The 23245-nt window shown below is 70.5% G+C and carries 20 protein-coding genes and 1 pseudogene; 1 reads left to right on the top strand and 20 read right to left on the bottom strand.

Going from position 1 to position 23245, the window contains the following annotated elements:
• Positions 1-14: 14 nt before the first annotated feature.
• The 18 genes from ACQUST_RS03200 to ribH form a co-directional block, all read right to left on the bottom strand.
• Positions 15-818 (bottom strand): CBS domain-containing protein, encoded by an 804-nt coding sequence (locus tag ACQUST_RS03200; RefSeq protein WP_435124846.1) that lies wholly within the window; start codon positions 816-818, stop codon positions 15-17.
• Between the two features lie 90 nt (positions 819-908).
• Positions 909-2369: a DHH family phosphoesterase gene (locus ACQUST_RS03195; RefSeq protein ID WP_435124843.1), complete on the bottom strand. Its 1461-nt coding sequence runs from the start codon at positions 2367-2369 to the stop codon at positions 909-911.
• A gap of 118 nt (positions 2370-2487) precedes the next feature.
• Positions 2488-3996 (bottom strand): NADH-quinone oxidoreductase subunit N, encoded by a 1509-nt coding sequence (locus tag ACQUST_RS03190; protein WP_435124842.1) that lies wholly within the window; start codon positions 3994-3996, stop codon positions 2488-2490.
• Complete coding sequence (locus ACQUST_RS03185; protein WP_435124839.1) at positions 3996-5522, bottom strand: complex I subunit 4 family protein; 1527 nt, start codon at positions 5520-5522, stop codon at positions 3996-3998. Before ACQUST_RS03185 ends, ACQUST_RS03190 begins: the two co-directional genes overlap by 1 nt.
• The gene (gene nuoL, locus ACQUST_RS03180; RefSeq protein ID WP_435124837.1) at positions 5519-7582 is read right to left on the bottom strand and encodes an NADH-quinone oxidoreductase subunit L; all 2064 of its coding nucleotides are present in this window, start codon (positions 7580-7582) and stop codon (positions 5519-5521) included. Before nuoL ends, ACQUST_RS03185 begins: the two co-directional genes overlap by 4 nt.
• A 1-nt stretch (position 7583) precedes the next feature.
• Positions 7584-7886: an NADH-quinone oxidoreductase subunit NuoK gene (nuoK, locus tag ACQUST_RS03175; RefSeq protein ID WP_435124835.1), complete on the bottom strand. Its 303-nt coding sequence runs from the start codon at positions 7884-7886 to the stop codon at positions 7584-7586.
• Positions 7886-8257, bottom strand: a complete 372-nt coding sequence (locus ACQUST_RS03170; protein ID WP_435124832.1) for a proton-conducting membrane transporter — start codon at positions 8255-8257, stop codon at positions 7886-7888. The genes nuoK and ACQUST_RS03170 overlap by 1 nt, the downstream gene beginning before the upstream one ends.
• The gene (locus ACQUST_RS03165) at positions 8254-8529 is read right to left on the bottom strand and encodes an NADH-quinone oxidoreductase subunit J (protein ID WP_435124830.1); all 276 of its coding nucleotides are present in this window, start codon (positions 8527-8529) and stop codon (positions 8254-8256) included. The genes ACQUST_RS03170 and ACQUST_RS03165 overlap by 4 nt, the downstream gene beginning before the upstream one ends.
• Before the next feature lie 153 nt (positions 8530-8682).
• Positions 8683-9144, bottom strand: a complete 462-nt coding sequence (locus tag ACQUST_RS03160) for a NuoI/complex I 23 kDa subunit family protein (protein ID WP_435124827.1) — start codon at positions 9142-9144, stop codon at positions 8683-8685.
• A gap of 2 nt (positions 9145-9146) precedes the next feature.
• A complete protein-coding gene (locus ACQUST_RS03155) occupies positions 9147-10205 on the bottom strand; it encodes a complex I subunit 1/NuoH family protein (protein ID WP_435124824.1) in 1059 nt (352 codons plus the stop codon).
• A complete protein-coding gene (locus ACQUST_RS03150) occupies positions 10205-11875 on the bottom strand; it encodes an NADH-quinone oxidoreductase subunit D (protein ID WP_435124821.1) in 1671 nt (556 codons plus the stop codon). Before ACQUST_RS03150 ends, ACQUST_RS03155 begins: the two co-directional genes overlap by 1 nt.
• A gap of 2 nt (positions 11876-11877) precedes the next feature.
• A complete protein-coding gene (locus ACQUST_RS03145) occupies positions 11878-12579 on the bottom strand; it encodes an NADH-quinone oxidoreductase subunit B (RefSeq protein ID WP_435124819.1) in 702 nt (233 codons plus the stop codon).
• Positions 12576-12992 (bottom strand): NADH-quinone oxidoreductase subunit A, encoded by a 417-nt coding sequence (locus ACQUST_RS03140; protein ID WP_435124817.1) that lies wholly within the window; start codon positions 12990-12992, stop codon positions 12576-12578. The genes ACQUST_RS03145 and ACQUST_RS03140 overlap by 4 nt, the downstream gene beginning before the upstream one ends.
• Positions 12993-13086: 94 nt before the next feature.
• Complete coding sequence (gene purE, locus ACQUST_RS03135) at positions 13087-13719, bottom strand: 5-(carboxyamino)imidazole ribonucleotide mutase (RefSeq protein WP_435124815.1); 633 nt, start codon at positions 13717-13719, stop codon at positions 13087-13089.
• Positions 13716-14918: a 5-(carboxyamino)imidazole ribonucleotide synthase gene (locus ACQUST_RS03130; protein ID WP_435124812.1), complete on the bottom strand. Its 1203-nt coding sequence runs from the start codon at positions 14916-14918 to the stop codon at positions 13716-13718. The genes purE and ACQUST_RS03130 overlap by 4 nt, the downstream gene beginning before the upstream one ends.
• Before the next feature lie 139 nt (positions 14919-15057).
• On the bottom strand, positions 15058-17163 hold the full coding sequence (locus ACQUST_RS03125; RefSeq protein ID WP_435124809.1) for a flippase activity-associated protein Agl23: 2106 nt from the start codon (positions 17161-17163) through the stop codon (positions 15058-15060).
• 222 nt (positions 17164-17385) lie between these two features.
• Positions 17386-18540 carry a pyridoxal phosphate-dependent aminotransferase gene (locus tag ACQUST_RS03120; RefSeq protein WP_435124807.1) on the bottom strand — a complete coding sequence of 385 codons (1155 nt, stop codon included), beginning with the start codon at positions 18538-18540 and terminating at the stop codon, positions 17386-17388.
• Positions 18537-18950 carry a 6,7-dimethyl-8-ribityllumazine synthase gene (gene ribH, locus ACQUST_RS03115; RefSeq protein WP_435124804.1) on the bottom strand — a complete coding sequence of 138 codons (414 nt, stop codon included), beginning with the start codon at positions 18948-18950 and terminating at the stop codon, positions 18537-18539. Before ribH ends, ACQUST_RS03120 begins: the two co-directional genes overlap by 4 nt.
• Before the next feature lie 121 nt (positions 18951-19071).
• Here ribH and ACQUST_RS03110 point away from each other — a divergent pair, with 121 nt between their 5' ends.
• Positions 19072-21147 (top strand): DEAD/DEAH box helicase, encoded by a 2076-nt coding sequence (locus tag ACQUST_RS03110; RefSeq protein ID WP_435124801.1) that lies wholly within the window; start codon positions 19072-19074, stop codon positions 21145-21147.
• A 26-nt stretch (positions 21148-21173) separates the two neighbouring features.
• On the opposite strand, the pseudogene ACQUST_RS03105 reads toward ACQUST_RS03110, so the two are convergent.
• Positions 21174-21749, bottom strand: a pseudogene (locus ACQUST_RS03105) (ABC transporter permease subunit); the annotation flags it as partial.
• A gap of 99 nt (positions 21750-21848) precedes the next feature.
• Entirely contained in the window at positions 21849-23216 is a 1368-nt protein-coding gene (locus ACQUST_RS03100) for an MATE family efflux transporter (RefSeq protein ID WP_435124799.1), read from the bottom strand.
• Positions 23217-23245: the final 29 nt, after the last annotated feature.

Genomic DNA, 23245 nt, shown 5'->3' with positions numbered 1-23245 from the left:
GCCGCCGCTCCGGGTTACTCCTGGAACCGCTTCGTGGTCTCCACCAGCGGGTGGCGCGCGTAGTCGACGACGTCGATGTCGTCGATGGTTTCGAGCCCCTCTTTCTCCGCGGTCTTCAGCATCCCGAGGTCGACGGCGTCGTCGATGACGATGACGTACGCGTCCATCTCGTCGACGTCGAGCCGCGCGGCCGCCTTCACGCGGTGGTGGCCGTCGGCGAGCACCAGCGTCCCGTCGTTGTCGATGACGACCAGCGGCTCCGAGAGGCCGCGTTCCAGTTCGTACCGCCGCCCCTCCAGTTCGTCGGCGTACACGCGCGCCTGCGTCGGCACCAGTTCGGACAGGTCGACGGTGCGGCGCTCCTCGTCCACCTCGATGCCGTGAATCTCCTCGAGCGTCCGCATCAGCTTCCCGACCTTCTCCGGGGTCGCCCGCTCGATCTGGCTGCGGATGACGTCCGTGTTCGAGATGATGCCGACGAGGTTTCCGGCGTCGTCCACCACCGGGAGCTTCTGGATGCCGGACCGCAGAATCACGCGCGCCGCGTCGTTCACCTTCATGTCCGGGTGCGCCACGATGATGTCGTCGGTCATCACCGTGAACAGCCTCGCGTCCTCGTCCGCCAACAGCAGGTCGCGCGCCGACACGAACCCGACGACGGTTCGGCCGTCGGTGACCGGGAAGCCGTTGTGCTCGTCGCTCTCTGCGATGCGCTCTGCGACCTCCCGCACCGAGTCGTCCGGCGACACCGTCGCGACGTCCCGAGTCATGTACTCGTCGACCGTCGGCCGCGACACCGCGTACCCGGAGTCACTCATCACGTGCCGGAGAGACGGCCCCGACGACGGTAATGGTTTCCGTACGGAGCAGCGCGTCGCGGCCGCCCGGAGCCGCCCGAACCGCGGCCGTCAGTCCTCCTCGGGGAAGGTGACTGCGCGGTCGGCCGCCGGGGTCGGCGCCGCCGGGGCGTCTTCGAGCGTCTCGAAGAACCGGCCGGCGATGATGTCGCGGACGACGTCGGTGAGCGTCTCCTTCGAGCCGTCCTCGACGTCCGCGAGGATGCCGAGCGGGACCTGCGCGCCCGCCATGTCGGCGTGGCCGCCGGCGGAGCCGATCTGGTCGAGCGCGTCCCGGAGCGTCTCGCCGAGGTCGACGTCGGCGCCGCGGGTCCGCCCGGAGACGTAGACGACGCCGTCGCGGTAGCCGTACACCAGCGTCGTGTTCACGCCCTCCATGTTCAACAGCTGCTCTGCGGCCTGCGCGAGCGCGTCGCGGTCGCGGAGTTCGCCGACGCAGGAGGCGACGGCGGAGCCGCGCTGTTCGCGCTCCTCGATTGCGCGCGCCAGCACGTCGAGCACCTCGGCGCTCACGCTCGGCGACTCCACCCGTTCGAGCACCGACTTGTCGGTGTGCGGCAGCAGGTACGCGGCCGCGTCGAAGTCCGCCTCGGACACCTCCCGCGTGAAGTCCTTCGTGTCGATTCGGACGCCGTACAGCAGCGCGGTCGCCGTCGTCTCGTCGAGGTCGACGCCGAACCGGTCGAGGTACTCCGCGAGGAGCGTGGAGGTGGCGCCGACCTCCGACCGCAGGTCGATGAAGCCGCCGGCGACGGGCTGACGCGGCGGGTGGTGGTCGACGACGACCGCCGGCCGGACGTCCTCCGGGAGGCTGTCGTTGACGCCGGGCCGGGAGTGGTCGACGAGCGCGAAGCCGCCGAACTCCTCGCGCGGGTCGGCGTCCGGGTCGAGCTGCCGCATCTCGATGCCGAGCAGGTTCACGAGCGCCCGGTTCTCCTGGTGGGAGATGTCGCCGTAGTAGCACGGCTCGGCGTCGACGCCGGCGAACGACGCGAGCCTGACCAGCGCGACCGCGGACGCGATTGCGTCCGGGTCGGGGTTGTCGTGCGCCATCACCGCGAGCTTCCCGGGGACCGACCGGAGCGCGCGGAGCAGCCGCCGCATCCGGCTGGCGTGCTCGCCGGTCGCCGCCGCCAGCACGCGCTCTGACGTCCGCGCCACCGGGTCGACGACGCGGTCAGCGTCGTCGTCGAGCGCCGCCAAGTCAGCGTCGTCGGCGTCGTCGCCGGCGTACGCCAGGACGAACGCGTCCGGGTAGCGGCGCCGCGCGTTCCGCGTCGCCGCGACGTTGACGGCGGCGCTGCTTCCGCCGACGACGACGACGTCCGCCCGGTCCGGGTAGTTCGACGGGTCGGACGGGTCGGCCTCGACGGCGCTGACGTTCTCGTCGCGCAGCGCGGTCGCCCGGCCGCTGTCGGCGGTCACGACGTGGAGCCGGCCGGACTGGCCGACCAGCGACTCCACGATGTCGTGGCCGACGGTGCCGCAGCCGAGCACGAGCCGTCGCATCACAGCGTGTCTGTGGGACGCGCCGGGAAAACCCTACCGTCCTCCGAGACGGGGCGAACGGGAACGGAGCGAAACGGACGGAAACAGAACGAACCGAACGGGAGAGCGGAACCGCGGCGGGTCAGCCGATGAGCGCCGCGGCGGCGGCCTGCGCGGTCTCGATGACCGGGCCGAACGCCGGGAGCAGCAGGACGGTGCCGACGCCGGCGAAGATGACCGCGGCGTACAGCGCCGTCGGGGTGCCGCCGAGTTCGCGCTCGGCGGCGGGCTCGTCGATCCAGAGCGCCTTCACGACGCGGCTGTAGTAGAACAGCGACAGCGCCGAGTTGACGGCGCCGACCGCTGCAAGCCACCAGAAGCCGGTCTGGATGGCGCCCATGAACAGGAAGTACTTCGAGAAGAAGCCGCCGAACGGCGGCAGCCCCGCGAGGCTGAACATGAAGACGGTCATCGCGACGCTCGCGACGGGCGCCTTCTTCGCCAGCCCGGCGTAGTCCTCGAAGGTCCGGCCGACCCCCCAGTGTTCCGCGAGCGCGACGAACAGGAACGCGCCGGTGTTCATGAAGCCGTAGACGAGCAGGTGCGCCATCGACGCGCCGAGCGCGTTCGCGCCGGCGGCGCCGCCGGTCCAGGCGGCGAGCCCGATGAGCGCGTAGCCGGCGTGGCCGATGGAGGAGTACGCGAGCATCCGCTTGACGTTCTCCTGGGTCGCGGCCGCGAAGTTACCGAGCGTCATCGTGACGACGGCGAGCACCTGGAACAGCAGCACCCAGTCGATGGCCGGAATCGGCGTGCCGGTGGCCGTCGTGAATCCGACCGTGAACACGCGGAACGCGAGCGCGAACCCGGCCGCCTTCGACGCCGACGACAGGAAGCCCGAAATCGGGGCGGGCGCGCCCTCGTACGCCTCCGGCGCCCAGAAGTGGAACGGGACGGAGGCGGTCTTGAACGCGACGCCGCCGGCGACCATCAGGACGCCGACCGCCGCGACGCCGGCGAGGCCGCCGCCGGCTTCCACTTCTGCGAGCGCCGTGGCGACGTCAGAGAGCAGCAGGCTCCCGGTCGCAGCGTACACCAGCGAGATGCCGAACGCGAACACCGCAGAGGAGAGCGCGCCGATGAGGAAGTACTTCAGCCCGGCTTCGACGCTCCCCTTGTTGTGCTTGAGGAACGCGACGAGCGCGTACGACGGCAGCGACGCGAGCTCCAGGGCGACGAACGCGGTCGCCAGGGAGTTCGCGGTCGCCATCACCGCCATCCCGGAGGCGGCGAACAGCACGAGGCTGTAGAACTCCGCCTGGTACTGCCGGCCGCGCAGGTAGTCGTAGCTCGCGACGACGACGAGCGCCGTCACGGAGGCGAACACGGCCTGGAAGAACAGCGCCATGCCGTCGACGACGATGGCGTCGGCGAACAGCGTGATGGCGCCGCCGGTGCTCGGCTGGCCGGTGCCGGCCGACAGGAACCAGCCGGTGAAGCCGAGCGACGTCAGCGACCCGACCGCGGCGACCGCGGCGAGCACCGCCGGGTTCGAGTCGTCCGGGTTGACGGTGTCGACGACGAGCAGCACCAGCGCCGTGACGCCGAGCGTGATCGCGGGAGCGAGCGCCGTCCACTCGGGGAGCGCCATCAGGCACCACCTCCGAGAATCGGAACCACTGCGTCCGTGATCATGTTGAAGAACGTCTCGGGGGCGACGCCGAGCCAGATGGTGCACAGCAGCAGCACCGCCAGCGGCAGCGTGTCGTGCAGGTCGGCCCGCGTCACCTCGTAGTCGGTTTCGAGGCTGAACTCACCGAACAGGGTGCGCTGCATCGCGTACAGCAGGTAGCCGGCGACGATGACGATGCCGAACATCGCGGCGGCCGTGAACAGCGGCGCCGACGGCAGCACCGTCGACGCGAACGCGCCCTTGAAGATGAAGAACTCGCCGGCGAAGCCGGCCATCAGCGGCAGCCCCATGTAGCCGAACGCGCCGGCGATGAGGATGCCGACGGTGACCGGCATCCGGTCGGCCATCCCGCTCATGTCGCCGACCATCCGGGTGTGGGTGACGTTGTAGATGACGCCGACCGCCATGAACATCAGCCCGGAGATGAGGCCGTGCGCCACCATCTGGAAGGTGGCGCCGCCGACCCCCCACGTGTTGTACGCGACGAGTCCGAGGATGACGTACCCCATCGACGACACGGAGGAGTACGCGACGATGCGCTTGAGGTCCTGCTGGGCGAGCGCGAGCATCGCGCCGTAGATGACGGAGACGACGGCGAAGATGGCGATGAGCCCGGCGTACTGGTTCGCGACGTCGGGCAGCATCGTGAAGTTGAAACGGAGCAGCGCGTACGTCCCCATCTTCAGCAGGACGCCGGCCAGCATCACGGACACCGGCGTCGGCGCCTCGACGTGGGCGTCCGGCAGCCACGTGTGGAACGGGACGACGGGCACCTTCACGGCGAACCCGGCGAACATGGCGGCGAACGCGGCGGTCTTCAGCGCCGTCGGCGTCAGCCCCAAGAACCCGTCGAGCGCGCCGTCACGGAGCGCCATCGCGATGGCGGGCATCCCGAAGCTCGACACGTCGAGGTTGAACACGAGCGCCATGAACCCGATGAACATGACGAGGCTCGCGATGTTCGTGTAGACGAAGAACTTGATGGCGGCGTACTTCCGGCGCGGGCCGCCCCAGACGCCGATGAGGAAGTACATCGGGACCAGCACGGCCTCCCAGAAGACGAACCAGACGAAGAAGTCCAGCGCGGTGAACACGCCGAGCAGGTTCGCCTCCATGAACAGCATCAGGCCGTAGAACTGGCTCTGCCGAGTGTCGATGGGCGTCCACGCGGAGACGATGGCGAGCGTCGTCAGCAGCGTCGTCAGCACGAGCAGCGGCAGGCTGATGCCGTCGAGGCCGACGAACCACTGGAGCGTGTAGCCCGACACTTCGAGCCACGTCACCTGCGACTTGAATGCGATACTGCCGCCGAGCAGCGCGTTCCCGGTCGCGTCGAACTGCGACCACAGATACGCCGCCCCCGCGACCGGGGGGAGGCTGAGCAGGAACGCCAGTTTCCCGGCGTATTCGTCGGGCGCCAACAGCGTGACGAGCGCCGCGACGAACGTGAATCCGATGAGTGCTTCGATTGGGCCAGCGATCATAGCAACCACCCCTCGTAGAGACCGAACGCAAGCAGCAGCGCGGTCAGGCCGAGCGTCAGCAGCGTCGCGTAGTTACTGACGACGCCGGTCTGGACGCGGCGGAGCCGCGACCCGCCCGAGAGGCTGACGCGCGAGACGGCGTTGACGACGCCGTCGACGACGCCCTGGTCGAACCGGTCCGCGGCGGCCGACAGCGGCAGCACGACGTTCCGGGCGAGGTACACCTGGAACTCGTCCTGGTAGTAGTTGTCGTACAGCAGGTCCTTCACGGAGCCGAGCTTGTCGGTGTGCTCCTCCGGCGTCGGGACCGCGTACAGCTTGTACGCGAGGCCGACGCCGCCGAGCGCGAGCAGCAGCGACACGGCGCCCGGCAGCAGCGGCGACAGCCCCGCGGCCGTCACGTGCGCCGGGTTCACCTCGTGCAGCAAGTGGTGGTAGTGCTCGGCGGACAGCCCCTCCATGACCGCGGACTCAGCCGGCCCCTGCAGCCACTGGTGCAGGAACTCGATGTGCGCGCCGGTGAGTTCCGCGACCGGCGTCATGTTGACGAGGCCGATTGTGGCGGCGAGCACGCCGAGGACGGCGAGCGGCGCCTTCACGTTCCACCGGACCGGCTTCGGGTCCTCCGCCTGCCCGGTGCGGGCGTCGCCGTGGAAGGTGAGGAACACCATCCGGAACGTGTAGAAGCCGGTGAAGAACACGGCGATGAGGCCGAACGCGTACGCGACGAGGAACACCGTGCCGAGGCCGCCGGCGGTGCCGAGGCCGTGGACGAGCGCCTCGTACAGCACCTCGTCTTTCGACCAGAAGCCGGCGAACGGAACGATGCCGGCGAGCGCGAGCGACCCGGAGAGGAACGCGTAGTAGGTGACGGGCATCCGGTCTTTCAGGCCGCCCATGTCCCACATGTTCTCGTTGTGGTGCATCGCGATGATGACCGAGCCGGCGCCGAGGAACAGCAGCGCCTTGAAGAAGGCGTGCGTGAGCAGGTGGAACGTCGCGGCCACGTAGCCGCCCGCGCCGAGCGCGAGCATCATGTAGCCGTACTGGCTGATGGTGGAGTACGCGAGCACCTGCTTGATTTCGCGTTTCACGACGCCCATCGTCGCCGCGAACAGCGCCGTGAAGCCGCCGATGAGCGCGATGACCGCGAGCGCCGTCGGCGACACCGCGTAGAAGCCGTACATCCGGGCGACGAGGTAGACGCCGGCCGCCACCATCGTCGCCGCGTGGATGAGCGCCGAAACCGGGGTCGGACCCTCCATCGCGTCGGGGAGCCAGGTGTGCAGCGGGAACTGCGCGGACTTCCCGACGACGCCGCCGAGCACGAGCAGCCCGACGACCGTGAACCACGCCTGCGGGTCCAGCCCGAAGAACGTCGTCACCTGCGCCGGCACCTCGCCGGACACCGCCTGCTCTGCGAGGTGCGGGAAGGCGTGTTCGCCGGCGAACTGCGCCGTGCCGAACGTCGCGAACACCGCGGCGACGCCGACGAGGAAGAAGTAGTCACCGAACCGGGTGACCAAGAACGCCTTCTTCGCGGCGCTCGGCGGCGCGTCCTCGCGGAACCAGAAGCCGATGAGGAGGTACGAGCACAGCCCCACCAGCTCGAAGAACATGAACGCCATCAGGAGGTTGTCGGCGACGACGAACCCCAGCATGGACGCCGTGAACAGCCCGAGCCCGGCGTAGTACCGCGGCAGCCCGGTCTCGTTCTCGTCGTTCATGTAGCCGAGCGAGAACACGTGGACGAGCAGCGCGATCGTCGAGACGATGACGAGCATCATCGCCGCGAGCGGGTCGAGCAGCAGACCGAACGACAGCTCGACGCCGTCGGCGGCCGCCCACGTGTACAGCGTCTCGTCGTACACTTCGCCGCCGCTCACGGTGAGGAAGACGGCGATCGACAGCACCAGTGAGCCCGCGGTCGCCGCGATGCCCGGGATGGCGCCGCCCTTCGGCAGCAGGTCCCGACCCCAGATGGCCGAGCCCAGCGCGATCAGGAACGACACGAACGGGAGCGCGACGATCGCCGGCGCGAAATCGAATACACCTGCCATCTTACCACCTCATTGTCGTCGGGGACGTCACGTCGACGCCGCTGAAGTTCCGGTACAGCACCAGGACGATGCCGATGCCGACCGCGACTTCGGCCGCCGCGAGCGTCATCGTGAACAGCGCGAACGTCTGCCCGGTCACGTTCCCCCAGTACTGCGAGAACGCGACGAAGTTGATGTTCGCGGCGTTCAACATCAGTTCGACCGACATCAAGAACAGCAGCGCGTTCCGCCGGGTGAGCAGCCCGAACACGCCGATGCAGAACACGGCTGCGGCGAGCACCAGGTACCACTGGACGGGCACCATCAGCGCTCACCTCCGCGGAGCCGGTCGGCGACGTCGCGGCCGCCGTCGGTGAGCGCCGTCTTGACGTCGCCGGCCGCCTCGGTGCGGCCGAGCATCACCGCGCCGGTGAGCGCCGCGACGAGCACGACGTCGACCAGTTCGAACACGGCGAGGAACCCTTCGCTGGCGACGTCGCCCCGGCCGATGTTGAACATCGCGTAGCCGATACTCGAGATGATGGCGGCGCCGTCGGGGAACCCCCGGGCGGCGTCGAGCGGGAACGTCGAGCTGAGGAACACCACCGCCAGCACGACGAACAGTGCGACGGCCGCGAGGCCGGGGACGAGGTGCGAGCCGAGCTTCAGCGACGGCGTGGACACGCGGCGGCTCACGTCCGCATCACCTCCGAATCGGTTTCGTTCCGGTCGGTCCGCACGAGCATCACGGCGAACGTAATGAGGATGAGCACCCCGCCCACGTAGACGAGGATCTGCATGGCGGCGTTGAACTCCGCCTGCAGCCTCACGTAGTGCACCGCGACGCTCAACAGGGCGCCCCCGAGCAGGAGTGCGGAGTGCCACACGTCCTCGACCAGGACGACGCCCAGGCTGCAGCCCACGGTGATGAGGGCGAACAGCGCGAACGCGATAGTCTCTACAACCATTACGCGACACTCCCGTCGGAGGGCGTTTGAAGGTTTCGAGACTGTTCGCGCGGACGCGTCCACGTGAACGAATTAGCGGCGGCTCCCCGACCGTCCGTCGAGCCGTCGAGGCGAAAAGCGAGCCGCGGCGTGCCGGCTGAGCGGCGGGCGGCGCTACTGGTAGTCGATTTCGCCGTCGCCCTCGCCGATCCACGCGCCGCGGTCGGGCTCCCGCGAACTGAGCGGGTCGATGCCCTTGTACCACGGGACGTTCTTCAGCTGCTCTTTGTTGTACACGAAGTCGTCTTTCGTGTCGGCGGTGAACTCGAAGTTCTGCGTGAGCAGAATCGCGTCCACCGGGCACACCTCCTCACAGAGCCGGCAGTAGATGCACTGGCCGATGTGGAGGTTGTACTGCTCGCCGTTCCGCTGGTCGTCCTGCACGATCTGAATCGTGTCGTTCGGACAGACGTTCTCGCACTGGCGGCACCAGATGCACCGCTCTTGGGAGAACTTGTGAACCCCGCGGAACCGGGGGCTGACTTCGGGGGCGACGTCCGGGTACTCCACCGTGAACGTCTTCCCGTCCAATGCGTGTTTCATCGTCGTCGCCATGCCTTTGAGGATTCCAATCATGGTTATGCGAGCACCCCCACGATGACCGCGGTGAGGACGAGGTTCGCGAACGACAGCACCAGCATGCCTTTCCAGCCGACCTCGATGAACTGGTCCACGCGGAGCCGCGGCACCGCGGCGCGCAGCCACTGGGTGAACACGTAGAACGCCCAGATTTTCGCGGTGAACCAGACGATACCGAGGATGGCGGGGCCGGGGCCGGCCGGCCCGCCGAGGAACAGCGTCGCCGTCAGGGCGCCGCCGAGGAAGATGTGGATGAACTCACCGAGGTAGATGAGCACGAAGTACACCGAACTGTACTCCGTCTGGTAGCCGGCGACGATCTCCGTCGGCGCCTCCGGGACGTCGAACGGGTTCCGGCCGACCTCGGCGACGTTCGCGACGAGGAACAGCGCGAACGCCAGCGGATTCACGAACGCGAACCACTGCGGAATCGTGACGCCGGCGACCGTGACGAGCGCCTGCGTCTGCTGAGCCACGATTTCGCTGGTCTGCAGCGACCCGGCGAGCAGCACGACGGAGACGCCGGTGATGACCAGCGGAATCTCGTAGGCGATGTTGGACGCGACGGCGCGCAGCCCCCCGATGAGGCTGTACTTGTTGTTCGACGCGTACCCCATCATGATGAGGCCGATGGAGGCGATGGAGGAGGCGGCGAACGCGAACGCGATGCCGATTTCGGGGTCGGCGACCTGGATGCCGCTCCCCATCGGGATGACGGCGAACCCGAGCATCGCCGAGAACGGGATGAACAGCGGGCCGATGTCGTACGCCGGCCGGTCGACGCCCTCCGGGATGACGAGCTCTTTCGACAGCAGCCGGACCGCGTCGACGACGATGGTGAGGATGCCGGCGGGGCCGACGCGGTTCACCGAGATTCGGTCGGTGAACGCGGCCGTGATCTTCCGTTTCGCCCACGGCCCCGCGACCGCGGTGTTGATGAGCAGGAAGTTCGCGACGAGGAACGTCGCGATGAGCGCGCCGACGACGTCGGCGGCGAGCCCGCCGAACGGGAGCATGCCGGCGATGGTGTCCGGCAGCATCTGCAGCGGCGCGACCATTACCGGTCCACCTCGCCGAGCACGATGTCGAGGCTACCGAGCGCCGCGACGAGGTCCGGGACGTACTCGCCTTCGGCCATCTCGGGCAGCGTCTGCAGGTTCGAAAAGCACGGCGACCGGATCTTGAACCGCGCCGGCTTGTCCGTGCCGTCCGACCGGATGTAGATGCCGAGTTCGCCTTTCGCGCCCTCGACGGCGCGGTACACTTCGGCGTCGTCGTCCGGGCGGAGCGTCCGCGGGACGTTCGACTGGATGGTGCGGTCCTCCTCGGGCCAGTCCTCGAGGAGGTCGACGCACTGCTCGATGATCTTCGCGGACTCTTCGACCTCGCGGAGCCGGACGAGCAGCCGGCTGTAGTTGTCGCAGCCGTCGTCGGTGACGACGTCCCAGTCGAGTTCGTCGTAGTAGCCGTACGGGTCGTCGCGGCGCAGGTCGTAGTCGATGCCGGAGCCGCGGGCGACCGGGCCGGTGGCGCCGTAGTCTTTCGCGACCTCCGGCGGCAGCACGCCGGTGTCGACCGTCCGCATCTGCAGGATTTCGTTCGCCGAAATCAGGTCGTGGAACTCCTCGAGCGCCTCCGGGAGGTCGTCGAGGAAGTCGCGGGTCTTCTCGAAGAAGTCCTCCCGGGGCTCCGGGAGGTCCCAGACGACGCCGCCGAGCCGGAAGTAGTTGAACATGAGCCGCTGGCCGGTCAGGTCCTCCAGCAGGTTCTGGACCTTCTCGCGCTCGCGGATGCCGTACATGAAGATGGCGGTGAAGTCGCCGTACACGTCGAGCGCGAACGTCGCGACCGCCAGCATGTGCGAGGCGATGCGGCACATCTCCGCGCCCATCGTCCGGATGACCTGCGCGTACTCCGGCACCTCGATGTCCGCGAGGTCCTCCGCGGCGCGGGCGTACGCCCACTCGTTGAGCAGCCCCGCCGAGATGTAGTCCCAGCGGTCCGGGTACGGCATGATCTGGTGGCGGTACGTCCCGTTCTGACACATCTGCTCCTCGCTGCGGTGGAGGTAGCCGATGTCGGATTCGACGTCCGCGACCTGCTCGCCGTCGAGCGTCGTCTTCAGGTGGAGGACGCCGTGGGTCGCCGGGTGGTGCGGACCGATGTTGAGGAACATCGTGTCGGCGTCCTGCTCGGCGCGGGTGTCCTCCTGCAGCGGGTTCGCGTGTTCGCGCAGCGGGACGACCTGCGGCCGGTTCTGGTCGTAGCTCTCACTGAGCGGGTGGCCCTGCCAGGTCTCCGGCAGCAGGATGCGGCGGAGGTCCGGGTGGTCGTCGTACTCGACGCCAACGAGGTCGTACGCCTCCCGTTCGTGCCAGTCGGCGGTGCGGAACACGGGCTCTGCGGACTCCGACACCGGGTTCTCGCGGTCGGTCGGGACGACGACGCTGACCTCCTGGGTCGGGTCGTCGAACTTCTTCAGGTGGTAGATGGACTCGTAGCGGTCCTCGTACTCCTGGGCGGTCACGCACGAGAGGTGGTCGAAGCCGGCCTCCCGTTTCAGCGTCGACAGCGCGTCCTGCACCGCGTCCGGCCGGACGACGTAGCCGGGCGCGTTCAGGTGTTCCTCGCGGCCGATGACGGCGTCACCGAGCAGCGCCGCGAGCTCGTCCGCGGACTGTTCTTCGACGACGTCGGGCGCCGTGGGTTCCGGTTCTTCGAGACTCATTGTTAGGGTGAATCAGCCCAGTTGTACCGCATGACGAGGTCCTCCTCGTCGATGTCGTCGGCGAGCTGGTCGATGACTTCGTCGCTGTCCAGGTCCCCGAACTGTTCGAGCTCGTACGGCTTCACCGTCACCGGCGACGACTCGCCGTTCGCGATGCGCTCTTGGAGCTTCGCGACGCCGTAGACCAGCGCTTCGGGGCGCGGCGGGCAGCCCGGCACGTGGATGTCGACCGGGATGACCTCCTCTGCGCCCTTCACGACGTTGTACCCCTCCTGGAACGGGCCGCCGGAGATGGTGCACGACCCCATCCCGATGACGAACTTCGGCTCGGGCATCTGGTCGTACACGCGCTTCATCCGCGGCGCGAACTTCGAGACGATGGTGCCCGGCACGATGATGACGTCCGCCTGCCGCGGCGACGCCCGCGGGACGCCGGCGTGGAAGCGGTCGAGGTCGTGTTTCACCGAGTAGGTGTGCATCATCTCGATGCTGCAGCACGCGATACCGAACTGCAGCATGAACATCGACGAACCCCGCACCCAGTTCATGAACTTGTCGAACTTGGTGAGGATGAACGGCGAGGAGCCGAACGCTTCGCGCAGCTTCGAGTTGAAGCGGTCGTCCGACCCCGCCATCCGGGCGTCCCGGGTGTCGGTCAGTACCTTCGAGTCGTCCGTGTTGAACGGCCTGTTGTCACTACTCATGATTGACGCTCCGTTTTCTGTCGTGTGGCACGCGGACTCTCCGCCCACTGAATCGCGCCCTGCCGCCAGGCCCACACGAGGCCGACGACCAGCACCGCGATGAACACGAGCATCGGGAACAGCACCGTCGCGAGCCCGACGCCGGCCTCGAGAGCGGGGCGGTAGATGAGCGCCCACGGGAAGATGAGGACGGTCTCGATGTCGAAGACGAGGAACAGCAGGGCGACCATGTAGTACTGGATGTTGACCTGGACGCCGATTGCTGACTCCGTGGGGACCTCGCCGGACTCGTACGTGGCACGTTTCCCCTGTTCGGGCACGCTTGGGCGAAGAATCCAGGACGCAGCCATCATCCCCAGCGGGATACCTACGCCCATCAACGCCAACGCGCCGATCGCTATCCATGAATTCATACCGGGTTCTCCTATCGTTCGACGGTTTGGAGGCCCAGTACATAAGCGCTTCACCTTTGCGCGCCCCGATTCCGGGCGGAGCCGCGCGCCCGCGCTACTCGTCGCGGTCCGCGCGGAAGCCGTCGACGCCGCGGTCGTGCAGCGCCGCCGACACCGCAGCGACGTCGCCCTGCAGCCCGTCGTGGTAGTCGACGAGGCGGTCGCGCAGCGTCTCGTGTTCGCGCGCCAGAATCTGTGCGGCGGACAGCGCGGCGTTGAACGACTTGCCGGCGTCGACGGCGACGATGGGGGCGCCGGTCGGCATCCCGATGACCGAGTCGACGGACTTCTCCTGGACCGGGACGCCGACGACCGGAATCGGGTAGGCGATGCTCGCGGTCATGTTCGGCAGGTCGGCGGACTTCCCGCCGGCGCCCGCGATGACGACGTCGAGGCCGCGGTCGGCGGCGGTCTCCCCGTAGGCGTACAGCAGCTCCGGGGTTCGGTGCGCGGAGACGACGTAGCTCTCGTAGGTGAACCGGGCGTCCGGCGGGTCGGCGAAGTCGGTCTGTTCGGCGAAGCCGAGTTCGTCGAGCGCGTCGAAGGCGCCCTGCATCACGTCGAGGTCGGAGTCCGACCCCATGATGACGCCGACGTCCGGCGTCGTCGCCGGGTCGGCGTCGCGGTCGGCGTCGGATTCGAGTCGGTCGACGAGCTCGTGAACGGTCGGCGGTGTCGAGGAGGTCATTGTGGTGAGTCTGGTTCCGCGCGCTGGTCGGCGGCGGCGTCGGAGTCGGTGAACGTCAGTCCGTCGCGGAGCCCGCGGACCGCGTCGAGGAGCTCCGTCGGGTCGGCGTCGGCGCGAGACACCGTGACGTGCCCCATCTTGCGGAGCGGCCGCGCCTCCCGCTTCCCGTACCAGTGGAGGTGCGCGTCGCCGGCGTCGTAGACGTCTTCGACGCCGCGGAGCGCCGCCGTGGTCGGGTCGGCGACGTCGCCGAGGAGGTTCGCGGAGACGGTGGTGCCGCGGAGCCCGGTGTCGCCGAGCGGCCAGCCGAGCACGGCGCGGACGTGCTGTTCGAACTGGGACGTGGTGGCGCCCTCGATGCTCCAGTGGCCGGAGTTGTGCGGCCGCGGCGCGACCTCGTTCACGAGCACGTCGCCGTCGGCGGTCTCGAACAGTTCGACCGCGAACACGCCGCGGCCGTCGAGCGTGTCGAGCGTTTCGAGCGCGACGTCGCGGGCGCGCGCCGCGACCGCGGTGTCGGTGCGCGCCGGCACCACGGTTTCACGCAGGATTTCCGCCTCGTGGACGTTCTCCGCGAGCGGGAACGCCCGGGTCTCGTCGGCGCCCGCGGCGACGACGACGGACAGTTCGCGCTCGAAGTCGACGAGCTCCTCCGCCATCGCGCCGCCGTCGCCGGCGCCGACCTCGGCGAGCTTCGCGTCGTAGTCGTCGCCGGGCCGGACCGGGACGTTGCCGCGGCCGTCGTAGCCGCCGGTGCGGGCTTTCAGCATGCAGCCGCCGAAGGTGTCGACGGCGGCCTCCAGGTCCGCGGCGTCGCCGACCGCGACGAACTCCGGGACCGGGACGCCGGCGTCCGCGAACGTCCGCTTCTGTACGAGCTTGTCCTGAATCGTGCGGAGCGACGCCGGCGACGGCTGCACCGGCACGTCGAGTTCGGCGCCGACCGAAGCCAGGACGTCCGGGTCGGCCAGCTCGATTTCGAGCGTGAGCGCGTCGGCCCGGTCGGCGAGTTCGCGCACCGCGTCCGGGTCGTCGAAGGCGCCCTCCACCTGGTCGGCGACGCGGGACGCCGGGCACTCCGGCGTCGGGTCGAGCACGACGACGTCGACGCCGAGCGGCGCGGCAGCCTCCGCGAGCATCCGGCCGAGCTGTCCGCCGCCGACGACGCCGAGCGTCGGGCCTGGACACGTCGGATTCACGTCCGCCGATTCGGCAACTCGGTGCATAACTCTTGCGTCCGGACGCACAGAGTGTACAGGAACGTGAGTATTCGGGCGGCCGGTGCGGACAGCACGGCGGCGGCGACCGGGGTGACGACGCGGACAGCGGACCGCCGGGCTACGGAGCCGGCCGGAGCCGCGCGCCCCGGTTCGGCTGCAGGTCCACCGGCAGCCCCGAATCGGTCGCCTGAACGTCCGTGGACGCTCGCAAGGCCGTCGGCGCCTGCAGTTTCGACGCCCGCGAATCCGTCGCTTCACGTGACTCCGTCGACGCCTGCGGCTGCGTCGCGGCGTCGAGCGCGGAGCGGTCGATGAAGACGACGACGTGTTCGCTCCACAGCCGGAACTTGTACTCCCGGGCCTGGTAGCCGTCGAGCCGGACTTCGAGTTCGTCGCGGTCCCACGGCTTCGCGATGACGACCGGCGGCGGGTCCTCGGGGAGCCCGTCGAACCGCGCCTCCGGCGCGGTCGAGTTCACGGTGGCGCCGTGGAGCTCGAGGTACCACGGCAGCGGCAGCCGCGAGTGCCAGCTCGGGCCGCCGGCCGGCATCCGGCTCGTGCTGGACTCGTTCGCGACGTAGAACAGCGTGTTGCCGCCGGACTTGGTGCCGACGAACAGCACGTCCGTCCCGTCGTTGTTCCGGGCGACGGCGCCGACGTCCGCCATCGCGCCCTTCAGGTCGTTCTCCGGCTGCGCCCACTGCAGCACGGCCTTGTCCTCCACGGACGCGGAGTTCCAGTAGTCGACGTTCGGGCCGACGACGCCGCCGACCGCCGCGAACACGACGAGCGCCGCGAGCCCGACGCCCACCGCGTCGTCGGCGCGGAGCGACGACTCGAACGAGTCGACGACGGCGACGAGGCCGACGGCGGCCGGCACGGCGAGCGGGAGCGTGACGTGGACGGCGGCCCACGGCGCCTGAATGTCGGTCGCGACCGGGTAGCCGACGACCGACGCCGCCGCCCAGTACGCCGCGAACGCGACGAGCGCACGGTTCCGCCCCGAGCCGTAGCTGTCCGAGAGGAAGCCGATGGCGGCGAGCGCCGCCGTGACGCCCGAGCCGTACGCGATGGTTTCGGCGATGTCGCCGAGGTACGGCAGGTACGGGTGGTCGGAGTGCGTCCCGGAGGCCCACGTCCCGTAGAACTTCTCGGCGGCGCCGATGGTCGCCTCCTCCAGCACCGACCCGGCTGACGCCGTCGGCGGCGTCGGGCCGGCGCCGACGAGGCCGCCGAGCGCCTGCCACAGTTCGGGCCGCGGCGCGTAGAAGAACGTCGTCACGGCGAGGAACGTCGCGGCGACGCCGACGGCGCCGAGCGGCACCCAGACGGCGAGGTGCACCACCAGGCCGACGGGGGAGGCCGACGGCGGCGTCGCGTCGCCGTCGGTCCGGTCGGCGACGAACCGCTCGACCGCGCCGCGCGTCCGCGAGCCGGCCGTCCAGTCGTCGAGCCAGCGGACGCCGCCGATAGCCGCGCCGACGAGCGCGTCGAGCAGCGACCCGGTCCGGGACGCCGTCCGGACGAGCCGGTGGTCGAACAGCAGGAACGCGGCGCCGGCGAAGCAGAGGACGTACACCAGCGCGTTCTCCTTGGCGGTGAAGCCGAGCGCGAGCAGCACCACCGCGGGGAACACCGGCCGGACGTCGCGCGTGTCGACGGCGTACACCGTCAGCGCGAACGCGGCGACGCAGAAGGAGCCGACGAGGACGTCCCCGCGCATGAACCGGGCGTAGTAAATCAGCAGCGGGTCGGCCGCGAGCACCAGCGCGAGCGCGACCTGTTCGCGGCCGCGGAGCCGGTGCCGGAAGCAGAGCGCGGCGAGCGGGAGCAGCGCGCCGACGACCGCCACGGGGAGCCGCGCCGCGAAGTCGGAGGCGCCGACGAGGTCGAACAGGACGTTGTTGACGACCGGCAGGAACGGCCCGTGGATGATGGGCCGGTAGAAGAACTCGCCGGTGACGTCGAACCGGAGAATCCAGTAGGCGACGCGGCCCTCGTCCCAGTGGAAGACCCGGCCGCCGAGGCCGACGACCCGGACGACGAGCGCCAGCGCGGTGACGAGCAGCACGCCGCCGGTCGCCGGCGACCCGGGCAGCCGCCGCGTCAGCGCGTCGAACGCCCCGGCCGTGTCGGCGTCAGCGACCCGCGAGGCGGCCGCCGGCGCCGACTCCCCGTCGTCGACCGGGGCGTCCGAACCGCTGGAGTCGACGCCGTGACTCATTGCCACAGGCTCGCTCGGCCCCGGTAACAACTCTTGTGATTGCTCGTGGGGGCTCGCGCCGTCCGCCGGTCGCGCGCCGGACACGTCCGTGCTCCGCCGGCGACGGCGACGGCAACGACACCGGAACCGCGGCAGCAACGACGCTGAAACCGCGGCAGCAACGACGATTGCCTGCGGAAGCGTTCGTCGCGAAAAGACGGTCGGGGGTCGTCGCCGGCGCGGTCAGTCGAAGAAGCCGCCGTCGGCGAGGCGGCTGATGCCTTCGCGGAGCCGCGCCTCGCTGGCGGCGTAGCTGATGCGGGCGTAGCCCGGCGAGCCGAACGCGGAGCCGGGGACGGTGGCGACGTGCGCCTCCTCGATTGCCCGCTCGGCCCACGTGGCGTCGTCGTCGTCCACCGGGAGCATCATGTAGAAGGCGCCGTCCGGCACCGCGACGTCGACGCCCTCGTCGGCGAGCAGGTCGACGACGAGGTCGCGGCGCTCGCGGAACGCCTCCGCCATCTCGTCGACCGCGGTGTCCGTGTTCTCGAGCGCTTCGACGCCGGCGTGCTGGACGAAGTTGACGGCGCAGGAGACGGAGTGGCTGTGGAGCTTCCCGGCCTGCCCGACCAGCCCGCCTTTCGCGTGCAGGTAGCCGAGCCGCCAGCCGGTCATCGAGTACGCCTTCGAGAAGCCGTTGACGGTGACGGTGCGGTCGGCCATGCCGTCGAGGCTCGCGAGGCTCGTCGGGTCGACGCCGTACGTGATCTGCTCGTATATCTCGTCGGAGATGACGGCGACGTCGTGCTCGACGGCGAGGTCGCGGACGCCTTCGAGCGCGGCGTCGGAGAACACGGCGCCCGTCGGGTTCGCCGGCGAGTTCACGACGAGCAGTTCGGTGTCGTCGGAGACGGCGTCGCCGAGCGCGTCGAGCGCCGGTTCGAGCTGGAAGTCGTGCGGCGCGAGGTCCACGCGCGTCAGGTCGCCGCCGGCGAGTTTCACCATCGCCTCGTACGACACCCACGCCGGGTCGAGCAGCACCACTTCGTCGCCGTCGTCGACGAGCGTCTGCACCGTCTCGTACAGCGCCTGCTTCGCCCCCGGCGTCACGATGACTTCGTCGGCGTCGGCGTCGACGCCCTGCCCGGTCAGCTTCGCCGCGATGGCCTCCTTCAGCTCCGGGATGCCGTTCGAGGACGTGTAGCCGGTGTGGCCGGCCTCCATCGCTTCCTCGGCGGCCCGGGTGATGTTGTCCGGCGTCGGGAAGTCCGGTTCGCCGACCGAGAGGTCGACGACGTCGACGCCGTCGGCCTCCAGCTCCGCGGCGGCGTTCCCGATGGCGAGCGTCGCCGACGGCTCGACGCGGCCGACGCGCTCGGTGAACTCGAAGCCGCTCATGCCGGGAGCCCCTCCACGAGGTCGACGGCTGCGTCGACGGCTTCGGCGCCCTTGTCGACGCGTTCGCGTGCCTCCGCGCCGCTCTGTCCGGGGCCGGAGACGCCGAACGTCACGGGCTTGTCGCGGCTGAGGCTCACGTCCGTGAGCTTCTGGGCCGCCGCGTTCCCGATGACTGCGTCGTGGTCCGTGTCGCCGGCGACGATGGCACCGACGACCGCGACGGCGTCGACGTCCTCGCGGCGCGCGAGCCGGTCGGCGGCCAGCGGCGTGTCGTACGCGCCGGGGACGCGGACGGTGTCGGTCACTGCGGCGCCGCGTTCGGCGGCCGCCTCCTGTGCGGCTTCCTCCATCGGCTGGGTGACGGACGAGTTGTACCGCGCCACCACGAGCCCGAGTGCGGGGTCGCTCATACACGAGCGGTCGGCGGGCCGCGTCAAAGGCGTACCGCTCCGGGCCGATGTCGCACGAACAGCGTCCCGCGGACCGGCGAGGGTTTTTATCCGAGAGCGGCGCAGGGACCGACGAGCACCGATGCGAGTCGCCGAGTTGCCGCTGGCCGACGAGTACGTCGCCCACTTCGAGGGCCGCGGTATCGACGAGCTGTATCCGCCGCAGGCGGACGCCGTCGACGCCGGCGTCTGCGACGCCGAGAACGTCGTGGCGGCGGTTCCGACGGCGTCCGGCAAGACGTTCGTCGCGGAGCTGGCGCTGCTGACGGCGGACGGGCCGGGGCTGTACATCTGTCCGCTACGCGCGCTCGCACGAGAGAAGTACGAAGAGTTCGCGGCGCTGCCCGGCGTCGACGTCGGGATTTCGACCGGCGACTACGACTCGTCGGCGGCGGAGCTCGGCGAACACGACGTCGTCGTCGCGACCTCGGAGAAGGTCGACTCCGCGATTCGGAACGGCGCGGCGTGGGTGGATTCGCTGGCGTGCGTCGTCGTCGACGAGGTACACCTGCTCGGCACCGAGGGGCGCGGGCCGACGCTGGAGGTGACGCTGGCGACGCTGCGCCGCCGCATCGGCGACCCGCAACTGGTGGCGCTCTCGGCGACCGTCGACAACCCCGAGGACATCGCCGAGTGGCTGGACGCCGAACTGGTGGAGTCCGACTGGCGGCCCGTCGACCTCCGGACCGGCGTGTACGCGGACAGAGCCGTGTCGTTCGACGACGACACCGAACTGTCGCTCTCCGTCGAAGCCGCCGCCACCCGCGACGGACGTATCGACGACGACGGCAACGGCGGCGACAGCGACAGCGACGGCAACGCCGATGGTGATAGCGGCAACGACAGCGACGGCGTCGACGATGGCGGGAGCGGCGCGGACGACACCGGCGACGAGGACGTCGAGCCGGACGACACCGACGCGACGGCCGCGCTGGTCCGGGACGCCGTCGACGGCGGCGGGCAGGCGCTCGCGTTCGTCCGGTCGCGTCGGGAGGCCGAACGGCTCGCGGAGCGGCTCGCCGGCGAAGGACTCGCGGCGGCGGCGGACGTGGAAGCGGGCGCCGCGGCGACCGCCGACGAACTCCGCGGCGTCGACGGTACCGACACCGCAGCGCGGCTCGCGGCGGCCGCGGACGGCGGCGTCGCGTTCCACCACGCCGGGCTGCGGTCCGCACACCGCGCCGCCGTCGAGGAGGCGTTCCGCGACAGGCGGCTCGCCGTCATCTGCGCGACGCCGACGCTCGCCGCCGGCGTCAACGTCCCCGCGCGGCGCGTCGTCGTCCGCGACCAGCAGCGGTACACCGGCTCCGGCACCGAGTGGCTCCCCGTGCTCGAGGTCCACCAGATGTGCGGCCGCGCCGGCCGACCCGGCCTCGACCCGTACGGCGAAGCCGTCCTCGTCGGCGACGCGGACACGGCGGCGGAGCTGTACGACCGGTACGTCACCGCCGACCCGGAGGCGGTGGAGTCGAAGCTCCGCGACCGCGCCGCGCTCCGCACGCACACGCTGTCGCTCGTCGCCAGCGGCGTCGCGGACTCGCAGGCGGAGCTGCTCGACGCGCTCGGCGAGACCTTTTACGCCTCGCGGACGCCGAACCCGGACCTCGGCGGCGTCGTCGGCGACGTCGTCGCCGAGCTCATCGACGAGGAGCTGCTGGCGCCGAGCCGCGACGGAGACGGCATCGAGGCGACCGAACTCGGCGCCGCCATCTCCCGGCAGTACGTGAAACCGGAGACCGGCACCAGAATCGTCGACGCGCTCCGCACCGTCGCCGCCCGCGACCCAGCGTCCGTCACGACGCTCACCGCGTTCGAGCTCGTCTGTGACACCCCGGACATGCAGGACACCTACCTCGGCGAGCGCGAGCGCGCCGACATGTATCAGTTCGCGCGGCGCCGCGGCGACGAGCTCGTCACGTCGATGGCGGACGCCGAGGACTTCGAGGCGTGGCTCGAATCCGTGAAGACCGCGCGCATCCTCGCCGAGTGGGTCGACGGCGCGTCGCTCGCCGACCTCGTGGACGCCTACCGAATCGGCCCCGGCGACCTCGAATCGCGGGTGGAGCGCGCCGAGTGGCTGCTGGGCGCCGCCGACGCGCTCGCCGACGTCGTCGGCGTCGACCTCCCGGTTCTGGCGGCCACGCGGTCGAAGCTCTGACCGGCCGCGGCGCGCCGCGTCCCGCGTCAGTCACCGCCCGCGGACCCCGCGCCGTTCTCGTCGCGGACGCGCGGGTCCAACACGGCGTGGAGGACGTCCTGCAGCCACGACCCGGCGACGCCGACGAGGACGATGACGAACGTCGTGCCGAGGACGAACGGGACGTCGCGTGCGCGGATGGCGCTGTAACTCAGCGCGCCGATTCCGGGGATACCGAACGCGTACTCGACGACGTAGACGGTGACGACGAGCGCGGCGAGCAGGTCGCCGTACAGCAGCGTGAACAGCGGGACGACGGCGGGCCTGACGAGGTGGCGCGCCGTCGCGACGGAGCCGGCGCCGGTCGCAGCCACCAGCTTCGCGTAGTCGTCGTCGCGGCGCGCGAGCGCGTTCGACCGCGTGTGGCGGTGGGCGGCCGCGAGCGTCCCGGTCGCGGTCACCAGCGCCGGGAGCGCCATCCGGAGCCAGTACTTCGCCGGCCACGGCCCGGACTCCCAGCCGGTCGCGTCCCAGCCGAACGCGGTGCCGACGAGCGCGAGCAGCACCGCCGCCAGCCAGAAGTTCGGGACGCCGGACGCCGTGTACGCGACCGCCGAGACGACGCGGCCGACGCGCTCGACACCGGGTCGTCGCTGACCGCCGACGAGAACTGACCGACGCGGCGCACGGGCAGCGGGACCGGGGGCAGACGGCTCCTGCGCTCACCGGTCGGTCGTGCTGCCGCGTTCGTCGAGCAGCGTGGCGGCGCGGCCGAGCCAGTCGGCCCGGCTCACTCCCCAGGCGGAGACGGCGAGCATCAGGACGTAGCAGGCGACCAAGCCGGCGTACGCGCCGACGACCCCGAGGTGGAGGCCGCGTGCGAGCGCCCAGGAGACGCCGACCATGCCGCCGACCATGCCGAGGAGCCGCGACGCGAGCGGGATTCGGGTTTCGCTGCCCGCGTCGAGGACGGCGGACGCCGTGACGTTCGTGATGCCGACGGCGGCGACGACGCCGTGAACCGCGATGAAGGCGGCTGCGGACGCGACGACCGCGGCGTCGTCCGTGAGGAGCGCGGCGAGGGGGCGGGCGGCGAGAACGGTGCCGGCGCCGAGCGTGACCGCGACCGCTGCGCCGAGCGCGAGCAGCGCGCGAACCGCCGTCCGGGTCTCCTCGCGGTCGCCGCTTCCGACCGCCTGCCCGACGATGACGCTCGTGGCGGTGCCGACGCCCGACCCGACCGGGCCGATGAGCTGCGAGTAGACCCGCCACGCGAGCTGGTAGCCGGCGTTCACCGCGGTGCCGAACCCGAGCAGCAGCGTGTTGAACGGGAACACGGCGAGCGTCGTGACGGCGCCGGCGGCGCTCTTGGGGGCGGCGAGCCGGACGAGCTGGCTCGCGACCGTCCAGTTCGACGGCCACACGAACTCGAGCGGCGAGCGGAACACGGCGTATGCGACGAGTGCGACCGCGGCGAGCGCCGTGGAGACGAGCGTCGCGGCCGCGACGCCGGCGACGCCGAGCCGCGGCGCGCCGAGGACGCCGAGGCCGAACACGACGGAGCCGGCGGCGTTCAGCGCGTCCGTCGGGACGCTGACGTACATCGGCGTCTTCGTGTCGCCGGTGCCGCGGAGCGCGGCGGCGACGGTGCCGCGGACCGCGTTCATCGGGAGCGTCGGCGCGATGACGGCGAGGTAGACGCCGCCCTTCCGGGCCGCCTCGGCGTCGGTGCCGACCAGCCGCAGGATGCCGGCGCCGAACCCGAATCCGACGACGGCAAACGGGAGCACGACCGCCGCCGAGATGAGCGCGGCCTGCGTCAGCGTCTCGTCGCGGTTCGCGTCGGCGCCCGCCCCGGTGTCCTGCGCCGCGAGGATGCTCGCCGCGCCGACGACGCCGCCGCCGATTCGCTCCGGGAGGCTCGTGTAGAGGTCCGCGATGCCGATGGCGACGACCGCGGCGGGGGAGAGCGCGGCGGTGACGACGACGTCGATGGTCCGCATGAGTTCGTGGGCGACGGACTGGCCCGTCGCGGGGACGCCGAGTCGGAGGGCGCGCCGCCAGAGGCGACGCCACGCTGCGGGAATCATCCGAGGATTCGTGTCTGTCGCGATACGTT

Source organism: Halobaculum sp. D14, assembly GCF_051195135.1.
Taxonomy (GTDB): Archaea; Halobacteriota; Halobacteria; order Halobacteriales; family Haloferacaceae; genus JBNTKA01.
The sequence above is the reverse complement of the archived record's forward strand: the minus strand, read 5'-3'. Positions and strand labels throughout refer to the sequence as shown.

Excerpts from the sequence above, each read along its gene's own strand:
- ACQUST_RS03200 (WP_435124846.1), bottom strand. The coding sequence starts at position 818 with ATGAGTGACTCCGGGTACGCGGTGTCGCGGCCGACGGTCGACGAGTAC.
- ACQUST_RS03190 (WP_435124842.1), bottom strand. The coding sequence starts at position 3,996 with ATGGCGCTCCCCGAGTGGACGGCGCTCGCTCCCGCGATCACGCTCGGC.
- ACQUST_RS03185 (WP_435124839.1), bottom strand. The coding sequence starts at position 5,522 with ATGATCGCTGGCCCAATCGAAGCACTCATCGGATTCACGTTCGTCGCG.
- nuoL (WP_435124837.1), bottom strand. The coding sequence starts at position 7,582 with ATGGCAGGTGTATTCGATTTCGCGCCGGCGATCGTCGCGCTCCCGTTC.
- nuoK (WP_435124835.1), bottom strand. The coding sequence starts at position 7,886 with ATGGTGCCCGTCCAGTGGTACCTGGTGCTCGCCGCAGCCGTGTTCTGC.
- ACQUST_RS03165 (WP_435124830.1), bottom strand. The coding sequence starts at position 8,529 with ATGGTTGTAGAGACTATCGCGTTCGCGCTGTTCGCCCTCATCACCGTG.
- ACQUST_RS03160 (WP_435124827.1), bottom strand. The coding sequence starts at position 9,144 with ATGATTGGAATCCTCAAAGGCATGGCGACGACGATGAAACACGCATTG.
- ACQUST_RS03155 (WP_435124824.1), bottom strand. The coding sequence starts at position 10,205 with ATGGTCGCGCCGCTGCAGATGCTGCCGGACACCATCGCCGGCATGCTC.
- ACQUST_RS03150 (WP_435124821.1), bottom strand. The coding sequence starts at position 11,875 with ATGAGTCTCGAAGAACCGGAACCCACGGCGCCCGACGTCGTCGAAGAA.
- ACQUST_RS03145 (WP_435124819.1), bottom strand. The coding sequence starts at position 12,579 with ATGAGTAGTGACAACAGGCCGTTCAACACGGACGACTCGAAGGTACTG.
- ACQUST_RS03140 (WP_435124817.1), bottom strand. The coding sequence starts at position 12,992 with ATGAATTCATGGATAGCGATCGGCGCGTTGGCGTTGATGGGCGTAGGT.
- purE (WP_435124815.1), bottom strand. The coding sequence starts at position 13,719 with ATGACCTCCTCGACACCGCCGACCGTTCACGAGCTCGTCGACCGACTC.
- ACQUST_RS03125 (WP_435124809.1), bottom strand. The coding sequence starts at position 17,163 with ATGAGTCACGGCGTCGACTCCAGCGGTTCGGACGCCCCGGTCGACGAC.
- ACQUST_RS03120 (WP_435124807.1), bottom strand. The coding sequence starts at position 18,540 with ATGAGCGGCTTCGAGTTCACCGAGCGCGTCGGCCGCGTCGAGCCGTCG.
- ribH (WP_435124804.1), bottom strand. The coding sequence starts at position 18,950 with ATGAGCGACCCCGCACTCGGGCTCGTGGTGGCGCGGTACAACTCGTCC.
- ACQUST_RS03110 (WP_435124801.1), top strand. The coding sequence starts at position 19,072 with ATGCGAGTCGCCGAGTTGCCGCTGGCCGACGAGTACGTCGCCCACTTC.
- ACQUST_RS03100 (WP_435124799.1), bottom strand. The coding sequence starts at position 23,216 with ATGATTCCCGCAGCGTGGCGTCGCCTCTGGCGGCGCGCCCTCCGACTC.